Origin of the sequence: Alloacidobacterium dinghuense (assembly GCF_014274465.1) — a bacterium.
Lineage (GTDB): Bacteria > Acidobacteriota > Terriglobia > Terriglobales > Acidobacteriaceae > Alloacidobacterium > Alloacidobacterium dinghuense.
In genome coordinates, this window is the sequence record NZ_CP060394.1 from 448,989 (window position 1) to 469,162 (window position 20,174).

A 20,174-nucleotide genomic window follows, 5' to 3' on the forward strand; every position below is an offset into this window, starting at 1 on the left:
GTTAATTGACGTAATCTGCCTCTCTAATTTTGTCTTGAAAGGGGGATGCGACGTCTATGTTCCGACTGCTGCGATCGTTTCTCTTTACTTATATTTTCTCTGGATTGTTACTTGCCAGTTGCGCAGTTGGGCAGACAATCTCTGGTCTTACACCTTCAAGCATCGCTGCGGGAAGCGGCGGCTTTGTCCTCACCGTTACCGGAGCCGGATTTAACTCAAATTCGGTCGTGCGGCTTTACACCACAAATGGAGTGCAGACGCTCCAGACATATTTCGTCAACAGTAATCTGCTGATGGCGGGGGTCACTGCTATCGAGATTGAGAATCCTGGGACACTGCAGGTCGATGTCGCCGACTATTCAACTCAATCGTCCTCGAGCTTAGCGAGTCTGACAGTCACAGGTTCTGGCTCTAGTTCAGGGTCGGGTTCTGGCTCAGGATCTGGATCCGGTTCGGGATCTGGTTCAGGATCTGGCTCAGGATCTGGATCCGGTTCGGGGTCTGGTTCAGGATCTGGCTCCGGCTCCGGATCTGGATCCGGTTCTGGCTGCTATGGGTGTGTCACGCCCGGCGGTGGTTCTGGTTCTGGTTCTGGTTCGGGCTCGGGTTCGGGCTCAGGATCTTCGGGCGGCTCGTCAGGTGGCGGTTCAACATCGAGTCCTTCAGGATCGCCTCTACTGGTAACGGTGACGTCGCCCTCTCCAAACCAATCGGTAAATGGATCGGTTACGATTCAGGCCACGGTCGCGCAGACAAGTAACACCGACGGAAGCGTTTACAGCTGGGCAATCTTCGATGGAAGCAATCTGTTGTGGGTCGATGAAAATCCGGATTCGGCGATCAACGTTAGTCTCGCGTTGTCACAAGGGTCCCATACCCTCAAGGTCGTGGCCTACGACGATTCCTTCACAGCCTCAACCGCGACTGTCCCTGTAACCGCCGCCGCATCGGGAATCACGACGCAATGGCAGGCGTGCATGTACACGAGTAATGGTCAGCAGTATCAGGCGATGAGAATTTCGCCGAGCGCAACGCTAACCGGGGTGCTGCAGTCGCAGATGTTCTGGAACTCAAACTGCGACCCGAATCAGTGGACCGACCAACTGAACGATGTGGGCCAAACGATGACGTTCGGTGCGGGGTCGAGTTGGTTGTACTGGTTTATTCATCGCGCGGACATGCCGAATGTCTCGGCAGTCTGGACGATGGGCAATCAGACCTCAGGCTGTGTAAATTACAACACCGCTCCAACTTGTAATTAAGAGGAGAAGTTGCTATCAGGTGGCGATGCGGTTGTGAAACTGCATCGCCGCTGATATATGTGCCGCAATATTTGAAGTCAGCTTAATCGGCCTCTGTACAGTCGATGCGCTCTTGCAATTCTTCTAACAAATGCTTTGTGTAAACACCTGATGCAACAAATTTGGCTCGTTGACGGAGCATCTTGAGGAGAACATCCTCCCCCATCTTGTCGATCAAGATCACATCGCTCAGATCAACGACACGTAACCGGTCTGAACACCGCTCCAGCGATTCACGCCAGGTTGCGTTCAGCTCTGAAGCAAACTCTCCAGTTAGCTGGCCCTGAAGAATCCATTTCTCTTCCGATGGGCCTTCGACAACCGTAATTCTGAACATTGCATTACTTGGTCGCGAGCCAGAGCATTCCGTTCTTCCCGAATCGTTTGAATTCAAGTGAGTCTCGGAAAGCATTCCGATGTACTTTGTCGAAGTTTACGCAATCAATCTGCCAGAGACTGATCCAATAATTTGAAGTTAGGTAGTTTAATTAAAGGGACTTAGTCGGCCTGCGTCGAAATATTAGACAACAGTCCTCCGATCATGATGCTGACCAACTGGCACCTCGCCAATATGTTGGCAGGCTACTGGCGAGACGGACGTGAGATTCCGAGCTTTCGCATTCGGAACTGGAGGGTGGGCCGCTTCATCCCTAGCTTGGCAGCTGCGCCGTTTGGGCCGGAAAAAACCCAGTTTGTTTGATTGAGAACATACAGAATATGTCGCCTTTCCATTTCTTCCAGAGTCATCATGCCATTGCTCCCGCCACTATCCCCGGATCTTGGCTTTAGATCCGCAATAGGTACCTTAAGTTCTTTTCCTGACGACAAAATCACAGCTCGCTCTATGACATTCTGCAGCTCACGAATATTCCCCGGCCACGGATAGCGGACAAGAGCATTCATCGTCTCGGATGAGATTGTTTCGATCTGGCGCTTCATCAAGCGATCAAAATGCTGAGCGAAATGTCTGACGAGGAAGGGAATATCTTCGGTCCGTTCGCGGAGTGGAGGTACGTAGATGGGAAAAACATTTAACCTGTAAAACAAGTCAGAGCGGAACCTTTGATTATCAACCATCGCATTCAAATCGCGATTCGTTGCAGCAATGAGCCGAGCATTCGTGTGGACTGTGCGAGAGCTGCCCAGCCGCTCAAACTCTCTTTCCTGCAGGACACGTAACAGTTTGGGTTGCAAATCCAACGGTATCTCTCCGACTTCATCGAGAAATATCGTACCCTGTGAGGCTAGTTCGAAGCGCCCAATTCGCTGTGCAATCGCCCCGGTAAAAGCACCTTTCTCATGACCAAAGAGCTCACTTTCCAGTAGGCCTGTTGGAATGGCTGCGCAGTTGAGCTTCACGAAGGCATGAGACTTGCGCATGCTTAATTTGTGCACGGCACGTGCGATCAGTTCTTTTCCGCTTCCCGTTTCGCCATAGATCAGCACAGTGGAGTCGGTTGGGGCTACCGCCTCGACCTGACGCAGAACTTTCCGGAGGATCGTGCTGTTACCTACAATTTCCTCAAAGTTAAGCTCACTGCGGATCTCATCCTCCAGATAGAGCTTTTCCTGCGCGAGTTTGTCGGAGAGTTCCGAGATCTTGTGATAAGCGAGCGCATTGTCGATCGCGATTGCAACTTGTCCGGCGATCTGAAGTAGAAAGTCCACATCCTGCTCAGTGAATGAGTCCTTGCGAAGTCTGGCTACGGAAAGGACGCCGAGCGCACGGCTGGAGCGGACTAGGGGTAGGAAGCATGTCGCTTGAAATCCCTCCTGCGAAGTCAGCTTCCGATCGTCAGTCTTGGTACGTTCCTCACTTATGTCACCAACCCAAAGCTTCCCACTACGAAAGACCTGTCCCGGAAGACCATCGGGTGAAACCATAACTCCGGGCCGAATCGTCCCTTTGCTGTCTGGAAAGTCCAACGCGTAAACTTCCAGGCATCCGTTGTCGCTTGTCGGCAGCATCAAGGCGACAGCATCCAACTGCATGACATTGCGAATACTGGGGGATATCGCCCGGATCAATTGTTTCAGTTCTAGGTTAGACACAACGCTGTTATTTAGGTCGAGAATGAGCTTGAGCTTTGTCCGTTCATTTTCGAGTTGCAGCCCTGCTTTTTCTGAAGCCGCGAAATGCAACCTGTCATCAAGCGCCAGAGCTGCATAGTCTACAGCCAGCGTAAGAAGGGAAATTTCCTCTTCAGAGAAGGCATTTTCAGTAGAACGGCCGACACATATCGCTCCCAAACGGCGAAGCGCTGTACTAAACGGGAGAACACAAATTGACCGGTCTCCATTCGACCGAAACCACTCCAACGTATCTGTAAACCGTGTCTCAGACGCAACAGAACCGATCACCAACGGCCTCTGATATTCATGGACCCAGCGGTATGCTGAATGCTCACCTGAACTTAGATCGATCGGGGAAATTAATCCTTGGCCTCTGCTGTCAGCAATCAGGCTCACGCCAGCGTGCGAACCATCTTCTCGCATGATGAGATAGGTGTCAGCTGGGATCAGATTGTGAAATACGGATGGCAGCGACTGCAGCAAATGTTCCGCGCTGGAAAACTGGCTCAGATGCCGAATAAAGCGCAGAAAGACGTCATCGTCCTCGATCTGTAAGCGAGTGGGAGCGGAACTGGATACACACATGTCGTCCTGCGTCTCCATGATTCAATTCTGCTTAGCCCAGTCTACAAACTGGTCAAACTATAGATGATCAGCGAACTCGTTAGGTATCTTTAACCACTACAGCAATCACGATCTACGTGGAGATATAGACGACGGAAGAACAGCGTCCGATGCCAATAATTTGGCACCTGGTTAGCTTTTTGGCAGTTCTATCTGACAGATGAGCGCGTGTCTCTTAAAGAACGAGACCATCTCTTTTCTTACCACGCAGTTAGAACGAATAACTATTTCGGGGGATATGGAGAGTGATGTGCAGGGTATAACATGTCTCAAAGATTGAGCCTTTAGCGAGTTGCGCAAGACCAGAGTTTGAACCTTTGGAGGGTCCTGATGCCTGTTGAGCAACATACGGAACAAGCTTCAAATTTTCGACTCGATGTACCGTTACACAATCTCCTGACTCAACCTTCTGCACCACCGATGGGGCTGTATCCAGTAGGCAAGCCAGAAACATTTCCCGAGCCGGTCTTTCCGCAGCGTCCAGAGTTGCTGGGGCCCGTTGAAATAAGCAACGACTGGGTCCCGCCAGAAAAACGCAAGTATTCGCCCGGTCAGATTTATCACGCGATGCAGGGCTGGCTTTTCCCCTACATTCGATCGCGCGTTACGAAGGGCGATTTCCATCCTCTGATTGCCTATCTGTTTACCGAGTTCAAGTGCAACCTGGATTGCCACTATTGCTGGGCCTTCGACAACAAGGTCAAAGGCATGACTGAAGACACAGCGAAGCGGTCGATCGATTGGCTGCACGGCACCGGCTGCCGGGTGCTCGCTTACATGGGCGGCGAGCCTCTTCTGCGGCCAGACTTTATTCAAAAAATCACTTACTACGCGGCAAAGAAGGACTTCTGGATTTACCTGCCCACCAATGCCCGTTTGTTGCGCACCGAAGTTATCGATAAGCTTGCGGATGCTGGCATGTCGACCTTCAACATCGCTGTGGATGCGGTCGATATTAAGCCCGGTCTTCCGAAGGCCCTTGCCCCGATTCGTAAGCAGTTCGATTATCTCGTCCGCAAGCAATACGGTTACGGCTATTCGGTCTTCCTCAACATCAATATTTGCCGCAATAACCTCGACGACGTGCGGGAGCTCACGGAGATCGCACGCGATTGCGGTGTCGCCACTGATTATCACATCAATGAATCGCCATTGCTTGAACAGGACGAGCACTTCAAGCATGCAGACAACAACGTAACCTATATTACGAAGGACGACTGGCCGTTGGTGGAAGAGACGATTCAATGGCTGACAGAAAAGCAGGATTCGGGCTACAAGATGGTGAACTCGAATTCCCGACTTTGGCAGATGGTCGACTTCATGAAGGGCAACCACTTTCCATGGAATTGCCGCGCCGGACAAAATTCCATGATTATTCGCGTTGATGGGACGCTGGCGCCGTGTTTTCCGATGTACACTGCCAGCTATGACTGGGGAGTTGTGGGCGACCACAAGTTCGAGACGAAACAACTCGACCACCAGAAGGAAACCTGTCAGACCCATTGCTTTTCGACGCTGAACCACATTCTGGGCTGGTGCTACAACGACCAGCGGGTGATCAAGTACTTCTTTAAGCAGCTCGCCCACGGGTTCCAGGGAGTGAAGGGGCAGATGTAGCTGCAGCAGTTCGATTACAGCGAGAATCAATAATAAGGCAAGAGCAACCTTTGACTCACAGGAGAGGGATATGCCAGCTGCAGAAATCGTTCAAACCGATTTTGAGGTTGAGATTCAGGCTCGTATTGATGCAGAACGTGCGCGGCTTCGTGCGGAAGCAGGATTGGCGCGTATGCGTGAGTTTAAGAAACCGGTGGAGCGTACATTTACGGGAGCAGAGCGCGACTATGTGACGATTCTTTTCGGCGGCCTCACTTGGAAACACGAGGAAATGATCAAGGCCGTTTTTCACGGAAGCGGCTATCGCTGTGAAAACATTCCGACTCCTATAGTTGCCGATTTCCAGGCAGGGAAGGAATTCGGAAACAACGGCCAGTGCAACCCAACGTACTTTACCGTGGGCAACCTCGTGCGTTACCTGCAAGGCCTTGAGCAGCAGGGTATGACGAAGCAGCAGATCATCGACAACTACGTCTTCTTCACCGCCGGCTCCTGCGGTCCGTGCCGCTTCGGCATGTACGAAGCTGAGTATCGCTTTGCGCTGAAGAATTCGGGCTTCGATGGATTTCGCGTTCTGCTGTTCCAGCAGACCGATGGCATCAAGGCCGCGAGCGGTGAGCCAGGGCTGAAATTCAGCGTCGATTTCGGGATGGGCATGCTCAACGCGCTCAATCTCGGCGATGTGCTGAACGAACTGGTCTACCAGGTTCGTCCCTTCGAAGTGAGGAAGGGTGAGACAGATAAGGTCATTCAGCAGGCGGCAAAAACACTGACAGATACCCTGCGTGATAGAAAGCGCTGGCACATTAACGATGCGGCGCCATCCTGGGCGAAGCCTTTTCTTGCGAAACACGACAAGATCGCGGGCATTGGCTGCACATTGGGCAAGGTTGCGCACAATCTCTACGGCAAAGAGTATGTGGACGCTCTCCATGCCTGCCGCGACAGCATCAACGCCATCGAAGTAGATCGTCTCCGCGTAAAGCCGGTTATTAAAATTACCGGCGAATTCTGGGCGCAAACGACCGAAGGCGATGGCAATTTCAACATGTTCGCGTTCCTCGAGCGAGAAGGTGCGCAGGTTCTGGTCGAGCCCATCGCCACCTGGATCGCCTACATGATGTACGTTGCTAAGGAAGGCGCCAAAGCTCGCGCTGGCGCTGAAGCGCCATATCGCGATCCCAAGTGGTTTGAACTCAAGAAGCGCTTTGCGAATGAATTCAAGCTCTTCAAGAAAACCGGTGGCCTCAGTGCGGGCAGCGCAATGTGGAACTACTTCTACCATCGCACTATCAAGCACATGGGGGACACGGCGCACCATCTCATTCCGCAAAAAGAACTGTCCCGTTTGGCGCATCCGTTCTATCACCAACTTGCGCGCGGTGGAGAGGGTTACATGGAAGTGGGCAAGAATGTCTACTACACCGTGAATCATCTCTGCCATATGGTGTTGGCGCTGAAACCCTTCGGATGCATGCCTTCAACGCAGTCGGATGGCGTTCAGTCGAGAGTCGTCAACAAGTTCAAGGACATGATCTTTCTGCCTATCGAAACTTCCGGTGAGGGCGAAGTCAACGCGCACAGCCGCGTACAGATGGCGTTGGCAGAAGCGAAGGCGAAGGCGCGGGCGGAATTCGATAACGTGCTGACGCAAACGGGCAAATCACTGGATGATCTGCGCGACTATGTCGATTCACATCCCGAACTGAAGCATGCGCTGTATAAAGTCCCGCATCGCGAAGGCGTGGCTGGAACGGCGGCGCAGTTCGCATGGCATGTCAGCGACCTCATGAATCGCGACAGAAGCTATCGTCGTCAGCCGCGCGTCTCGCTGGCCACATCGCAGGTGGCGTGATGCGCACCTTGCTTCGAGTTGTGCTGGAAGGCTCAACCATTCTGGCGCTGGCATTGTTTTCGGCAACACTGCATTGTGCGCTTCGCTCACTGCGAGCGCGGCGCATAGAAGGTGGGACGCCGGACGATGCATCTGGTAAATTCGCAACTTCTGCGAGCAGCCGGGCACGACGGCCAGTTTTCTTGTCTCGTGGAGAACTTCTGTAGCTGAGGAAAAAATGATGCAGAAATTTCTGGTTGGTTTGGACGTTGGTTCGACCACAGTCAAAGCGATCGTTGTGGATGCAGCTACCGATAAGACAATCTGGCAGGACTATCAGCGTCACGAAACGCGGCAACCGGAGAAAGTGCTCGAGTTCCTGCGCCGCATGGAATCCGAAGCTGGCATATCAAAGGACAATACCCGCATCTTCATCACTGGCTCCGGTGGTGGAACGATCGCCGAGATGGTTGGCGCGAAATTCGTGCAGGAAGTGCATGCAGTTTCTCTTGCGGTGGAGAAGCTGCATCCCGAGGTCTATTCCGTCATCGAACTGGGAGGCCAGGACGCAAAGATCATCGTTTTCAAAGACGATGAGGAGACGGGCCGAAAAAAGAAAATCCCATCTATGAATGACAAATGCGCTGGCGGTACCGGCGCAGTCATCGACAAGATCAACGCAAAGCTGAAAATTCCTGCCTCAGAGCTGTCTAACCAGGCATATCAGGGAGTCAAGCTTCATAAAGTTGCTGGAAAGTGTGGCGTCTTCGCCGAAACCGATATCAACGGACTCCAAAAAACCGGCACCCCCTCGGATGAGTTGATGGCCTCACTCTTCGAGGCGATTGTGCTGCAGAACCTGAGCGTGCTCACGCGCGGACACACATTGCGTCCGCACGTACTTCTTCTCGGTGGCCCGAATGGATTCATCCGCGGTATGCGCGAGGCTTGGCAAGCCAACATCCCACGCATGTGGAAGGAACGCAAAGTTGAAATTCCGGATGGAGTCAAGCCGGAAGAACTGATCAAGGTACCCGAGAACGCGCAATATTTCGCTGCGTTGGGCTCGGTTGAATTTGGCAAGGACGAAGAAGCCGTGGTCGGCCGCTATCTCGGAGTTGAGAAGCTTCTTTACTACATCGACTATGGCCGTGCCGAAGAGAAAGCCGCGGCCGGCGGTAAGGGACTCGTCGCCGAAGACGCCGAACTGGTTTCGTTCAAGTCGGCCTACAAGAGAAAGAAATTCGTACCGGCAGAATTCATGCCCGGCCAGGTCGTCTCTGGCTTTATGGGAATTGATGGAGGCTCCACCTCGACCAAAGCGGCCCTGCTGGGGACAGACGGCGAGATCCTGTGCAAGACCTACCAGCTTTCGAATGGCAATCCGATCCAGGACGCGATCGAAATGTTCGAGAAGTTGCGTGAGCAAATCGAGAGCAAAGGCGCATCCCTCGAAGTCCTCGGAGTCGGCACCACCGGCTACGCAAAGGACATTCTTAGAGATGTGCTGCATGCTGACGTAGCACTGGTTGAGACAGTCGCACACACGGAGTCTGCACTCAAGTTCTACGATGATCCCCACGTCATCATTGACGTCGGCGGACAAGACATCAAACTCATCGTCCTGAAAGATGGCCGCGTCAAAGACTTCAAGCTGAACACGCAGTGCTCGGCCGGCAACGGATATTTCCTGCAATCCACTGCCGAAGGCTTTGGTCTCAAGGTAGAAGACTTCGCCGACATTGCCTTCTCCGCGAAATCGATGCCGTCTTTCGGATATGGCTGCGCCGTCTTCATGCAGTCGGACATCGTCAACTTCCAGCGACAGGGTTGGCGTTCTGAAGAGATCCTCGCTGGACTCGCTGACGTCCTGCCGAAGAATGTTTTCCTTTACGTCGCTAGCATTCCGAATCTAGCTGCCCTCGGCTCGCGCTTTGTTTTACAGGGTGGCACGCAGAACAATATGGCCGTAGTGAAGGCGGAGGTGGACTTCATCAAATCCAGTTTCCGCGCCAATGGCAAAGAGCCGGAGATCATCGTCCATGAGCATTGCGGCGAATCAGGAGCGATCGGCGCCGCTCAGGAAGCTCTGCGTCTCTGGAAAAACGGCAAACAGACTACGTTCATCGGTCTCGAAGCAGTTGCAAACATCCGCTATCGGACAACGCGCAATGAAGACACACGCTGCTACTTCTGCAAAAACAACTGTCTGCGAACCTTTATCGACGTAGACGTAAACGGAGCAAAGCAGCCGGTCGCAAGCGACCGCGCCGCCACGGCAGAAGAGATTGCTGCAGTCGCCGCACAGCTGCCGAGCCTCGAAGAGATTCAAGCCAATCTACCCGCCGTAGAATCGCATGGCTCTTCGTGCAGCACTGGTGGCGGATGCGGCTCCCACACGCAATCTACATTTAAGGCGAAGGCAGAGCCGCTGATTCAAATCCAGGTCTCTCCCGGATCAAGCAAGGTCGTCGAACTGCCAAAGCCGGTCGAATTCCAGCCGCGCAAGACCAAGGTTCCTCTTCGCATGGGCGAGCAGCGCCTGATCATCGCTACGTGCGAAAAGGGAACAGTCGAAGATCTGGATGAGATGAAAGACATCAAGTCCGACATCGACAAGATCAAAGAAGCCAATCCCAACTTCGTAGATATCGCTGCACACGATGTCTTCCGTCCGCGCCAGGTTGAAGTCGTCGCCGACTCTGTGCCCAGCACGAAAGGCCTCTTCGTTTCAAAGAGCATCAAAGAGCGCGTTCCTCTCATGGAGCGCAGGAAAGACTTCCGCATCGGCATCCCGCGCCTGCTGAACACCTATACCTATGCACCGCTCTTCAATGCGTACTTTGCCAGTCTCGGCCTGAAGTCGGAGAACATCATTTACTCCGACTACACAACGCCGGAGCTCTATCGTGCCGGCGCTAGCCGCGGCGCCATCGATCCCTGCTATCCGTCAAAGATCGGCATCGCGCACGTCTACAACCTGCTAGCGACCAAGCACAACAAGAAACCGCTGAACGCGATCTGGTTCCCGATGTATGACGTACTGCACTCGCACCTCGTGAACCTTACTGGCTCGAATGCCTGCCCTACGGTGACCGCCACACCGGAAACCGTAAAGGCTGCTTTCACGAAAGAAAGCGATATATTCGGCGAAAACGGGATTCTCTATCTCGACCCGATCCTCAATCTTCAGGACAAGAAGATCTGCGCCGACCAGATGTACAAGGCGTTGGGACCGGTCCTCGGCTTGAGCCGCGAGGAAAATGACCGAGCACTCGATGCAGGTTTCAAAGCGCTGAGTGCATGCGAGTCGGAAATCCGCAACCAGGCGCGCCAAACGCTTGACCAGCTTGAACGTGAAGACCGCATCGGCATCGTGATGCTTGGCCGCGTCTACCACCATGATCCCGGTCTGAACCACGAGATCATGGAGGAATTCCAGAAGCTGGGCTACCCGGTCTTCTCGCAGAGCACGTTGCCGCTCGATGAAGATCTGCTGGACCGGCTCTTCGGCGAAGAAGTGCGAGCTGGGATGATCACGCATCCGCTCGACATCTCCGATGTATGGAAGAACCGCTATTCCACCAGCACGAATCATAAAGTGTGGGCGGCGAAGTTTACAGCGCGTCACCCCAACCTCGTTGCTCTGGAGGTCTCAAGCTTCAAGTGCGGGCACGATGCTCCTATCTATGGAGTCATCGAAGGCATCATCGAACAGTCCGGAACCCCGTATTTCTCGTTCAAGGATCTCGATGAGAACAAGCCTTCCGGTTCCATCCGCATTCGCGTAGAAACGATCGACTACTTCCTGCGCCGTTATCGCGAGGACATCATCAAGCGCCGCCAGATTGAGGGAGACATCGAAGCACAGCTCGCGGCCTTTGAGCGGTCGCTTCGCAAACAAGCGGAGCAGGACCATGACCTGGCGATCGCAGGAGACTGAACTGGCCAGCGTCTACCGCGAATAGGTTCTTCTAAAGCGAGAGTTAATGCTTCGTGTTGTCGTTCGAAGCAGCTTCCGCCTGTTGGCGTAGCGCGTGAACTACGACCCGTAACATCTCTTCCTCGGGGGCCGGTTTGCCGGTCCAGATTTCAAACTGACGCGCTCCCTGATTCACGAACATCTCGACCCCTGTGACAACCGGGATGTTCTTCTCGCGCGCCATGCGTAGGAGCGGCGTGTCGATAGGGTTGTAGACCATGTCGAAGACGAGACGTGCATTGATTTCTTTTGATTCGAGAATATGGTTCGGTTTGACGCCGTGCATCCCCACAGGTGTCGCATTCAGGATGATGTCGAATTGAGTCTTAGCGAGCTGGTCGCGTTTGAATGTCTTCGCTTTTGCCTGACGCGCCAGCTTCTGTCCGTCCTCAGCCGTGCGGTTGAGGATGAAGACTTCCGCACCCTTTTCTTTAAGGCCGAACACTGCGGCGCGTGCGGCTCCGCCAGCTCCCAGCACCAGAATCTTCGCGCCCTTTAACTGCAACCGGCGTTCGAGGGGGCGAACCACGGCCGCAACGTCTGTATTAAAGCCGTACAGCTTGCCGTCTTGTGCGCGAACGACAGTATTACAGGCGCCGATTTTCTCCGAGATAGGATCGGTCTTCTCCAGATGCTCGAGAATATCTTCTTTGAGAGGCATGGTCACCGCGAGACCATGGACGGGGACCTCGCGCATCAGCGTCAACAGGTCATTCATCTTCGTCGTTTGCAACGCAAGAAAGACAGCATTGACGGTTTCGCGGCGGAAGGCGGTATTTATCATCAATGGCGAAAGGGAATACCGCACTGGATTGCCCGCCACTCCATAAACTCGGGTCGAAACGTCGATCTGATCGATGCGGTACGTTTCATGCAGCGTGCGCGCAGCGATTTGTCCAGGGCCAGTTTCTTCGCCAGGGGTAGCGGCAGCAAAGGTGAAGACACTTCCAGCGCGGATCCCAAGAACGCGGCTGATGATTCCCTGATCGCCCATGCAGATGCCGACAAGGTTAGCCATGTCACGAGCGCGTTCCAGGAAGTGCATCATGGCTACGTTATCGGCCAGATTTTTGGCGGTAGAAACGATCTTGATGAACTCAGGCTCGTATGGGCGGATGCGCTCAAAAATGCCGTCAAGATCTTTGGTGGCTGCAAAGTCATGGTACGAGATGATGAGGGCCGCACCGCGCGCGCGAAGCTTCTCAAGTTCATTGGCCTTGATGGCTTCTGCCGTCTGAAGCTCGATATCCACCATGTGGAAGCCGGAAGACGCCGCCTTCTGCAGAATCTCCAGTTCGTCTGCAATTTTGCCCTTGAATTTGCCTCCGGCCGCAACACGACGGCAGGTAGCTACCGCGGTCACTTCACTGCGTTCGCCCAGGAAAGTCTTAAACTTAGGCAGTGCTAGAAGAGGCTTTTCCAGGTAATCAAGGCGAAATTCGAGAAAAGGGTTCTCGCGAGCAGCCGTCTCGGCCTTTTCGATCATTTCTGTCGGAGTAGACCCGATAATGGCTACGCAAACTTTTCCGATCCGCGATCGGAGGTACTGGGGCGAGAGTGCAGCAGCGACATGATTCATGAGGGCAATTGCGGCATATTACCGACTGTTCCAGCAGGATGCAAGAGCCTGCGGGTGAATTTGTGAGACAACGCGTTACAGACTATCACTTTGATCAAAATCAGCTTTGATCAAAGCCTGCGGGTGAATTTGTGAGGTCGTTAGGTATTTTGGGTCAATCCGTTGAGGAAGCGGGTCATCCCTGGAATCCCGATGGACAGGGAATCGTGGACGAATCGAGTCTGGAAAAATGGGTCGAAGCCGCCCTTGAGCGCCATCAGAAGGCCATCGATCGGCTCCTGACCTTACACGGCCAACGGGATATCGCGAACACCCTCCGGGCCTATGATGACGCAATCGCTGAGTTGGGCGCAGCCGGATCTCAGACTGCGCTGCTCGACAGCGTGCATCCGGAGAAGAAGATCCGCGATAAGGCTCAGGTCCTCACACAGAAGATCGCAGAAGCTGGTACGTTGTTGGCTTTGAACCAGGGTGTCTACAGTGCCCTGAACGCCATGGACCTCACCGGTGCCGATGATGGCACTCAGCACTATGTTGAACGGACGTTATTGCAATACCGCTTGGCAGGTGTGGACAAAGACGAGGCTACCCGGTCAAGAATCAAGGAGTTGCAGGATAAAGCAACTTTGCTCTCTCTCACGTTCGGCCGCAATGTTCAGGAGAATGTGAATCGTGTCCAGGTCGGAAATGTATCAGATCTGGAAGGTCTGCCTGAAGATTTCATCAAGGCTCACCCGCCCGATGAGCACGGGCAAATCACGCTGACAACCGATTATCCCGACTACATGCCAATAATGACCTTCGCCAAGAACGCAGAGCTGCGCCTGCGGATGTTCCTGGCCTACAACACCCGTGCCTATCCAGCAAATGGAGCGATTCTTCTCGATTTGCTGAAGACGCGTCGTGAGATTGCGACAATTCTGGGCTTTGAAACCTGGGCTGATTTAGCAACTGCGGATCAGATGATGGCTTCAGCTGCGAATATGAAGTCCTTCCTTTCCGATTTGGATCGGGCCACGAAAACCGGTGCGGAACGTGAGTACGCAACGGTCTTAGAGTTCGTGCGTAAGGAAAAGCCGACGATGGTCTCAATCGATGCCGATAGCCGGGCTTATTGGTATGAGCAATATCGTCGTGTGGCCTATGCCTTCGATTCGCAGTCGGTGCGGCCCTACTTCCCGTACAGGCCGGTGGAAAAGGGAGTTCTACACACTGCAGAGAAGCTCTTTCAAGTTACCTTTCGCCCGGCCAAAGATGCGGATGTGTGGCATGAATCGGTGAGCGCATGGGATGTCTTTGACGGTCCGAGTTCAGATTCGGGTGAGAAAATCGGTCGGTTCTATTTGGACATGCATCCGCGTGAGGGCAAGGACAAGTGGTTCAGCGCCCATCCGCTTATTCCCGGCATTGCCGGAAAACAAGTGCCGGAAGCTGCGCTGATCTGCAATTTCCCCGAGCCAAAGGAAGGCAATCCGGGGCTAATGCAATACTCCGACGTGGTGACATTCTTTCACGAATTCGGGCACCTGATGCACGCCATCCTGGGCGGCCAGCAGAAATGGGCCGGTGTGAGCGGCATCGCTACGGAAGGTGACTTCGTGGAGGTCCCGTCGCAGATGCTGGAGGAGTTCTTCCGCGACGCTCAACTGCTGGCAAGCTTTGCCAAACACTATGAGACAGGTGAGCCGATTCCCGCAGAACTTGTCGAAAAGATGAACCGTGCGGGCGCCTTCGGGCGCGCAGACTGGGTGCGGACGCAGCTCTTCTATACCAGCTACTCTCTGGACACGCACTATGAGGATCCAGAGAAGCTCAATCTCGATATTTTGCTGCAGGCAGACTACACGAAATTCCTGCCCTATACATGGATCGACGGCAACCGCATGTATGCGAGCTTTACTCATCTCACCGGGTATTCTTCGAACTACTACACCTATCTGTTTGACAAGGTGATAGCTCTCGATTTCTTCAACCAGTTCAATCGGTCGAACTTGCTTGAAGACCCTGTCGCGTTGAGATACCGCAAAACTGTTCTTGAACCTGGCGGGACGGTCCCGGGCAAGAGCATTGTCCAGCAATTTCTGGGACGGGAGCAGAGTATCGAGGCCTTCACCCGTTGGATTGGCGAGGAATTCGAACAGCCTGCTCTCGCATCGGCTTGATCGTTGGAGGACTCTATGCAGGGATCGAAGGTGCTTCGGCAGGCAGTGCAAGGAAAATGGGCGCTGGTAACTGGCGCAAGCGCGGGAATTGGTTTGGCGTTGGCGGAACAACTGGCTGCGGCTGGGGTAAATCTTGTTTTGACGGCCCGCCGTTCTGATCGACTAGAAGCGCTTGCTGCCAGACTTCGCAGCGAAAACGGCATCGAGGTACGCAATATTACTGCTGACCTCGCTGAGCCATCCGCTCCGCAACAGCTTCTTGCGGCCACCGAGGAATCGGGTCTGGCCATCGACATCCTCATCAACAACGCAGGCTTTGGCTACAGCGGCGAATTCGCAAAGGGCGATGCCGCCTGGCAGCGTCAAATGGTTGATGTGAATTGTGCTGCAGTCGTCCATCTCACCGGGCTTTTCCTGCCCGAAATGATCAAGCGGAGGCGGGGCTACGTTATGATCGTCGCTTCTACAGCCTCATATCAGCCCGTTGCCTACATGTCCACATACGCGGCCACCAAAGCCTTTGATCGCTTCCTGGCTGAGGCGCTGGCTCACGAAGTTGCCGAGCACGGAGTGAAAGTAAGCGCCCTCTGTCCGGGCCCAACGGAATCTGAATTTAACCAGGTCGCCGGATTGCGCGAAATGCGCGGTCGCAGCAGTCAATCTGCCGAAGAAGTGGCGCGCCTGGGCCTCGAAGGATTGGTTGAGGGTAGGTCCTGGGTCATCCCATACAGCGCAGGGAAGGCAATGGTGTTCATGCAGCGGTTTGTTCCTCGGCGATTGGTTTCAGGTGCTGCGGCAAGGATGTTTCGTCCGAAGTCAAGGTAAGGGCTGGATCCCCCTCTGCTGTAAATACCTGAAAACAAGCTAGTTCAATTTAGAAACCGCTTATTAATTGAATCTAGATGACTTACGCCTACCTAATTGATTCTTATAGGTTTAATCTTCAACAAAAAACCCGCCTCTATAGCGACGGGTTTTCGTGGTCCTTATTCTTATTATATCTGGTCTGCAAGTAAAACACGCCAAATTAGGAGAACTTTATCCGGATTAGAATCAATTACTTGCTGACCGAGCGATGCTTTTGGCTCTTGACAAGTTATTGCTCCTCAAATGTTCTTAAGACTCGGTAGTGGCTCAGTTTGAAAGTAGTCCGACCAACTCGTCAATTGTCCAAGGATGAGCACACAATCCGGATTCCATCGCCGGGGTCACGCGGAGCGATTGATGAATCCTAACGAAATTGGAGCTGATATGTTTAATACGGAGGGTGGTAACCTTCGTGTTATTCCCATATTCCGAAAAACACGATACATTGTTGTGTCTAACTCTTTGTCTACAATGCTGCTGTAGAAAAGATGCAACCCTCCCCTGGCGAGGAGCGTCAAACTGTCGATGAGGTGTGCATGGATTTGAACGTGCGCGCATTCAGAACCGTACAGGCTGCATTGGCTGAGCCTGTGGAACCGGATAAGCGAATAGAGGCCGCACGAAAAGGCGGCCTGCTTGGTGGTCGGGCGCGCGCGCGTTCAATGAGTGCAAAGCGGCGGAAAGAGATCGCGAAGCAGGCGAGCGCAGCAAGGTGGAATAAGTCCACAACTCAAATGCAAGGCAAAAAGCCATGACAGAAGCACTAGGGGCTACCGTCGAACAGCCCACTGAAAGCGTACCCGTGCTAGAGGGGAGCAGCGTCGCGCATTGCAATGGATGCGGAAAGGCTCTCCTGCGTCTTCCGGAGATAAATAACCCCAAGCTGGACAGCTCTCTATATAACCTGCGCTGCTTTGGCTGGCGCGAATCTGAACACTTATATGTCGCTGAGTGCATTGATTTAGACATCACTGCGGAAGGCAAGACCGAAGATGAAGCGATTGCCGGATTGCAAGACGCGATGAGTGGCTACCTTGCTGTGTTCTTTGAAGGAGTCGAGACGGATGAAACTATGGCACTCGAATCTGTTTTACGCCCGTCTCCGTTGATCCACCGCATCAAATATGCCGTCGGACTTTGGCTGCTCTATCGGCTTCCGATACTACTCTTTCGCCGTAAACAACACAGGAAAACCTTCTTCAAGGTGCCTTCTTGGATGGTAAGCTCTCACTGCGCTTAGGCAGTTATTACCATCTCGGCTGATTTGATCCCTGTTTCTTCGGGCTTTCGTCCGAAAAATCAGGGTTGCTTTCGTCCAATTATCCCTGATAATAAAGCGAGGCCCACTAGAGGCGGGCCTCAAGAGATTCTGCCTCTCGGCGGTCCAATCCGGAGAGGACTTCAGGTGTGTCTCGCAAACCCATCGTAAGAGTCCCCTGCAAATCCCGTCAGGAAAAATCTCCGGGAGAATCTCGCCCAAATAACGGGGTGCTCGGACATGGGGAAACTTCCGCTCTTAACACCGCGCGAAGTAGAAGCGAATCTGAAGGCATGTGAGTTTGTCCACAAGAGAACCGTAGGTTCTCACAAGGCATATGAGCGCTCCGCGTCCGCCGATGGGAAGCGCAAGCGAGCGATTGTCACGGTCGATGTTAGCAAAAAGCAATTCGACCGAAAGCTGATGGCGAGCATGATCAGACAATCTTTACTGACCAAGGAAGAATTCTGCACGGGAGTTTTGAAAAAGCCAGAGGCAACAGTCCAACAAACAGCGCAGACCGAGGAAAGCGAAAATGCCTAACTACAAGTACGGGGGCTTCTTCAACTGCCTGCCCGACGATAGCAACTTTGACACGCTATATTGGCCCGGTCAGTCAACTCCGTTCTCCGGAATCTATCGCTGCGCCGTGTGTGGCTTCGAAGCCGTGTCCACTAAGGGACACACATTGCCTCCAGAATCTAGCTGCACTCAACACTCTTCGAGATGGCCCACAGAACATGGCATTGTGCGCTGGAGGCTTACAGCAGCAGCCATCCATACCAAACGAAACGCCTAATAAATTTCAAACTGACCCACTACCTAAGACTCCACCGGTTCCACATAAAACATCTCATTTGTCTGCCGGAATCCATTGCTCTCGTAAAGTGGCCGTCCTTCATCCGTGGAGTGCAGCGAGACAACCCTAATTTTGCGGCGGCGCGCTTCTGCCAGAGCAAATTCGATAAGGTGGCTGGCAAGTTTGCGGCGACGATACTCGGGCTCAACGTAGACATTCAACAGATATCCTCGCTGAGTCGAATGAGGGTCGAGCGGATGCGGCGGCCAGTCCAGCAACAGCAGCCCCGCTCCGGCAACTACCTTGCCGCTGTCTTCTGTAAGCCATCCAAGGTATTTGCCCTCGTTCATCATACGTACTACCCAGGGTTCAAAGTGCTGCGACATTACCTGGAGCACAGGCGTGTCGCGGCGTCCAGCGTCTACAAACATGCGATGACGATGACGGGTAATTGTGGCGGCGTCGGCTGCGGTGGCTGTGCGCGTCTCAAGCATACGTGAGCAAGTATAAGACGATAGGATGATTCTCGGAGCATGCCCTCATCGAAACAAAGTTCGTTGCCGATCGTAACGGATGCCTTTCATCCAGGAATGCGCCTCGGAGTGGCAGTCTCGGGAGGTGCAGACTCAGTTGCTCTCCTGCGTCGCTTGGCTGAGATGCGGCTTGAACTGGGGCTCGTGTTGACGGTTTTGCATGTCCACCATGGAATTCGCGGTGCCGAGGCGGAAGCCGATGCGGTTTTTGTCGAACAGATGTCTCGCCAGCTTGAAATCCGGTTTATGCGGCACGATGTAAACACGATTGCTCACGCCGAAGCAGAGCAGGAAACGATCGAAGAGGCCGCGCGAAACCTCCGTTATGCCTGGTTCGAGGGATTGCTGGCTAGAGGCGAACTGGAAGCGGTTGCCACGGCACATACACTCGACGATCAGGCTGAGACCGTCCTGCTCAAGCTGCTGCGAGGAGCCTGGACAGAAGGCCTGGCGGGTATTTTCCCCAATGTCGAACGAAAAGGGGGTCTCATTCTGAGGCCGCTTCTCCGTACCCACCGATTTGAGATTGAGGCGTGGTTAAAGCAAATCGGCCAGTCCTGGCGCGAGGATTCAACCAACACGGATCATGCCTATACGCGCAATCGGGTCCGCCATCACCTGCTTCCGATTCTCGCTGAATACAACCCGCAAATCGTCGCGCATCTTGGTCATATGGCTTCGATTGCAAGGGACGAAGATGCCTACTGGCAGAAAGAGCTTGAACGCCTTTTGCCTTCCTTGTTGCTTCCGGGCAAAGCGGTGCGCGGAGGCGGCCGGGCCAACTCAACTCACCCCGATCAGGCTTCATTTGCCATCGAAGTGGAACGACTGCGCATCTTGCCTCTGGCCTCACGGCGGCGCGTGTTGCGGGCAGCCGCAGAACAAATCGGATGTTCGCTGAACTTTGACCAGACAGACCTTTTGCTCGCCATGTGCGAGAACAGGGCTGGGCGCCGGGAAACCTTGACGGCTCAAGTCCACGCAGAGCGCACACCGCGTGAGTTACGCCTAGTGCGCAAGGAAGGGGAGGGAAGTGCGAAGCAATTGCCGGCATACGAGGTTCCGATTCCCGGGGAAGTTGTGGCAGAGGCTTTTCGGTTGCGTCTGATCACAGACCTGAGCGGAAATTCGGTCGCCAGCACTCCTCCAGCGATATTGCGGGTGCACAAGCCGGGTGACCGAGTCCAACTACGCTATAGCGCTGGTCCCAAACGCATCAAAGAGGTATTTGAGCGTATGAAAGTACCCGTAGACCAGCGTCAGAATTGGCCCGTTTTAGAATGGCAGGGCGAAATTGTCTGGATTCGGGGAACGGAGGTCGAAAGCCATGCGGGGGGGACTGCCGGTCTTCGGATCGAGGTAGAGGAACTTCCTTAGGCCGCCTTTTCCGCCAGAAAACAATGATCCATGCTTCTTCACGGCGCGTAACTAGGAGTAGAATGAAGAATGCGCAATTAGACGCAAAAACGTGAGTGCGTACGCGCATCTTCTTTGAAGAAATGGCGTCTAATGCAGCAAAGCCGATGAAAACCCTGCGTGTGTCGC

General features: G+C 53.7%; 13 protein-coding genes. 9 read left to right on the top strand and 4 right to left on the bottom strand.

Going from position 1 to position 20,174, the window contains the following annotated elements; all coding sequences use genetic code 11:
* Positions 1-56 precede the first annotated feature (56 nt).
* A complete protein-coding gene (locus H7849_RS01840) occupies positions 57-1,262 on the top strand; it encodes a choice-of-anchor Z repeating domain-containing protein (protein ID WP_186743723.1) in 1,206 nt (401 codons plus the stop codon).
* Positions 1,263-1,344: 82 nt separating this feature from the next.
* Here the strand turns inward: H7849_RS01840 and H7849_RS01845 are convergent, their stop codons facing one another.
* Positions 1,345-1,695: a hypothetical protein gene (locus H7849_RS01845; RefSeq protein ID WP_186743724.1), complete on the bottom strand. Its 351-nt coding sequence runs from the start codon at positions 1,693-1,695 to the stop codon at positions 1,345-1,347.
* A gap of 188 nt (positions 1,696-1,883) precedes the next feature.
* On the bottom strand, positions 1,884-3,797 hold the full coding sequence (locus H7849_RS01850; protein ID WP_186747095.1) for a sigma 54-interacting transcriptional regulator: 1,914 nt from the start codon (positions 3,795-3,797) through the stop codon (positions 1,884-1,886).
* On the opposite strand from H7849_RS01850, the gene H7849_RS01855 reads away from it, so the two are divergent.
* The 4 genes from H7849_RS01855 (at position 3,741) to H7849_RS01870 (ending at position 11,392) form a co-directional block, all read left to right on the top strand.
* On the top strand, positions 3,741-3,929 hold the full coding sequence (locus H7849_RS01855; RefSeq protein ID WP_186747936.1) for a hypothetical protein: 189 nt from the start codon (positions 3,741-3,743) through the stop codon (positions 3,927-3,929). The two genes, H7849_RS01850 and H7849_RS01855, sit on opposite strands and share 57 nt — an antisense overlap.
* Before the next feature lie 399 nt (positions 3,930-4,328).
* Positions 4,329-5,615 (top strand): radical SAM protein, encoded by a 1,287-nt coding sequence (locus H7849_RS01860; protein WP_186743725.1) that lies wholly within the window; start codon positions 4,329-4,331, stop codon positions 5,613-5,615.
* Positions 5,616-5,685: 70 nt separating this feature from the next.
* Positions 5,686-7,470 (top strand): activator of (R)-2-hydroxyglutaryl-CoA dehydratase, encoded by a 1,785-nt coding sequence (locus tag H7849_RS01865; protein WP_186743726.1) that lies wholly within the window; start codon positions 5,686-5,688, stop codon positions 7,468-7,470.
* Positions 7,471-7,687: 217 nt separating this feature from the next.
* A complete protein-coding gene (locus tag H7849_RS01870) occupies positions 7,688-11,392 on the top strand; it encodes a BadF/BadG/BcrA/BcrD ATPase family protein (RefSeq protein WP_186743727.1) in 3,705 nt (1,234 codons plus the stop codon).
* A gap of 43 nt (positions 11,393-11,435) precedes the next feature.
* Here the strand turns inward: H7849_RS01870 and aroE are convergent, their stop codons facing one another.
* Positions 11,436-13,010 carry a shikimate dehydrogenase gene (gene aroE, locus H7849_RS01875; RefSeq protein WP_186743728.1) on the bottom strand — a complete coding sequence of 525 codons (1,575 nt, stop codon included), beginning with the start codon at positions 13,008-13,010 and terminating at the stop codon, positions 11,436-11,438.
* A 131-nt stretch (positions 13,011-13,141) separates the two neighbouring features.
* Between aroE and H7849_RS01880 the strand changes: the two genes are divergently transcribed.
* From H7849_RS01880 to H7849_RS01890, 3 genes are all read left to right on the top strand, one after another.
* Entirely contained in the window at positions 13,142-15,172 is a 2,031-nt protein-coding gene (locus H7849_RS01880; RefSeq protein ID WP_251106543.1) for a M3 family metallopeptidase, read from the top strand.
* A gap of 15 nt (positions 15,173-15,187) precedes the next feature.
* Entirely contained in the window at positions 15,188-15,997 is an 810-nt protein-coding gene (locus H7849_RS01885) for an SDR family NAD(P)-dependent oxidoreductase (protein WP_186743729.1), read from the top strand.
* 793 nt (positions 15,998-16,790) lie between these two features.
* Positions 16,791-17,279 (top strand): type II toxin-antitoxin system HicB family antitoxin, encoded by a 489-nt coding sequence (locus H7849_RS01890; RefSeq protein WP_186743730.1) that lies wholly within the window; start codon positions 16,791-16,793, stop codon positions 17,277-17,279.
* An 840-nt stretch (positions 17,280-18,119) separates the two neighbouring features.
* Here H7849_RS01890 and H7849_RS01895 read toward each other — a convergent pair.
* A complete protein-coding gene (locus H7849_RS01895) occupies positions 18,120-18,590 on the bottom strand; it encodes a GNAT family N-acetyltransferase (RefSeq protein WP_186743731.1) in 471 nt (156 codons plus the stop codon).
* Positions 18,591-18,629: 39 nt separating this feature from the next.
* Here H7849_RS01895 and tilS point away from each other — a divergent pair, with 39 nt between their 5' ends.
* Positions 18,630-20,006 carry a tRNA lysidine(34) synthetase TilS gene (gene tilS / locus H7849_RS01900; protein WP_186743732.1) on the top strand — a complete coding sequence of 459 codons (1,377 nt, stop codon included), beginning with the start codon at positions 18,630-18,632 and terminating at the stop codon, positions 20,004-20,006.
* Positions 20,007-20,174 lie beyond the last annotated feature (168 nt).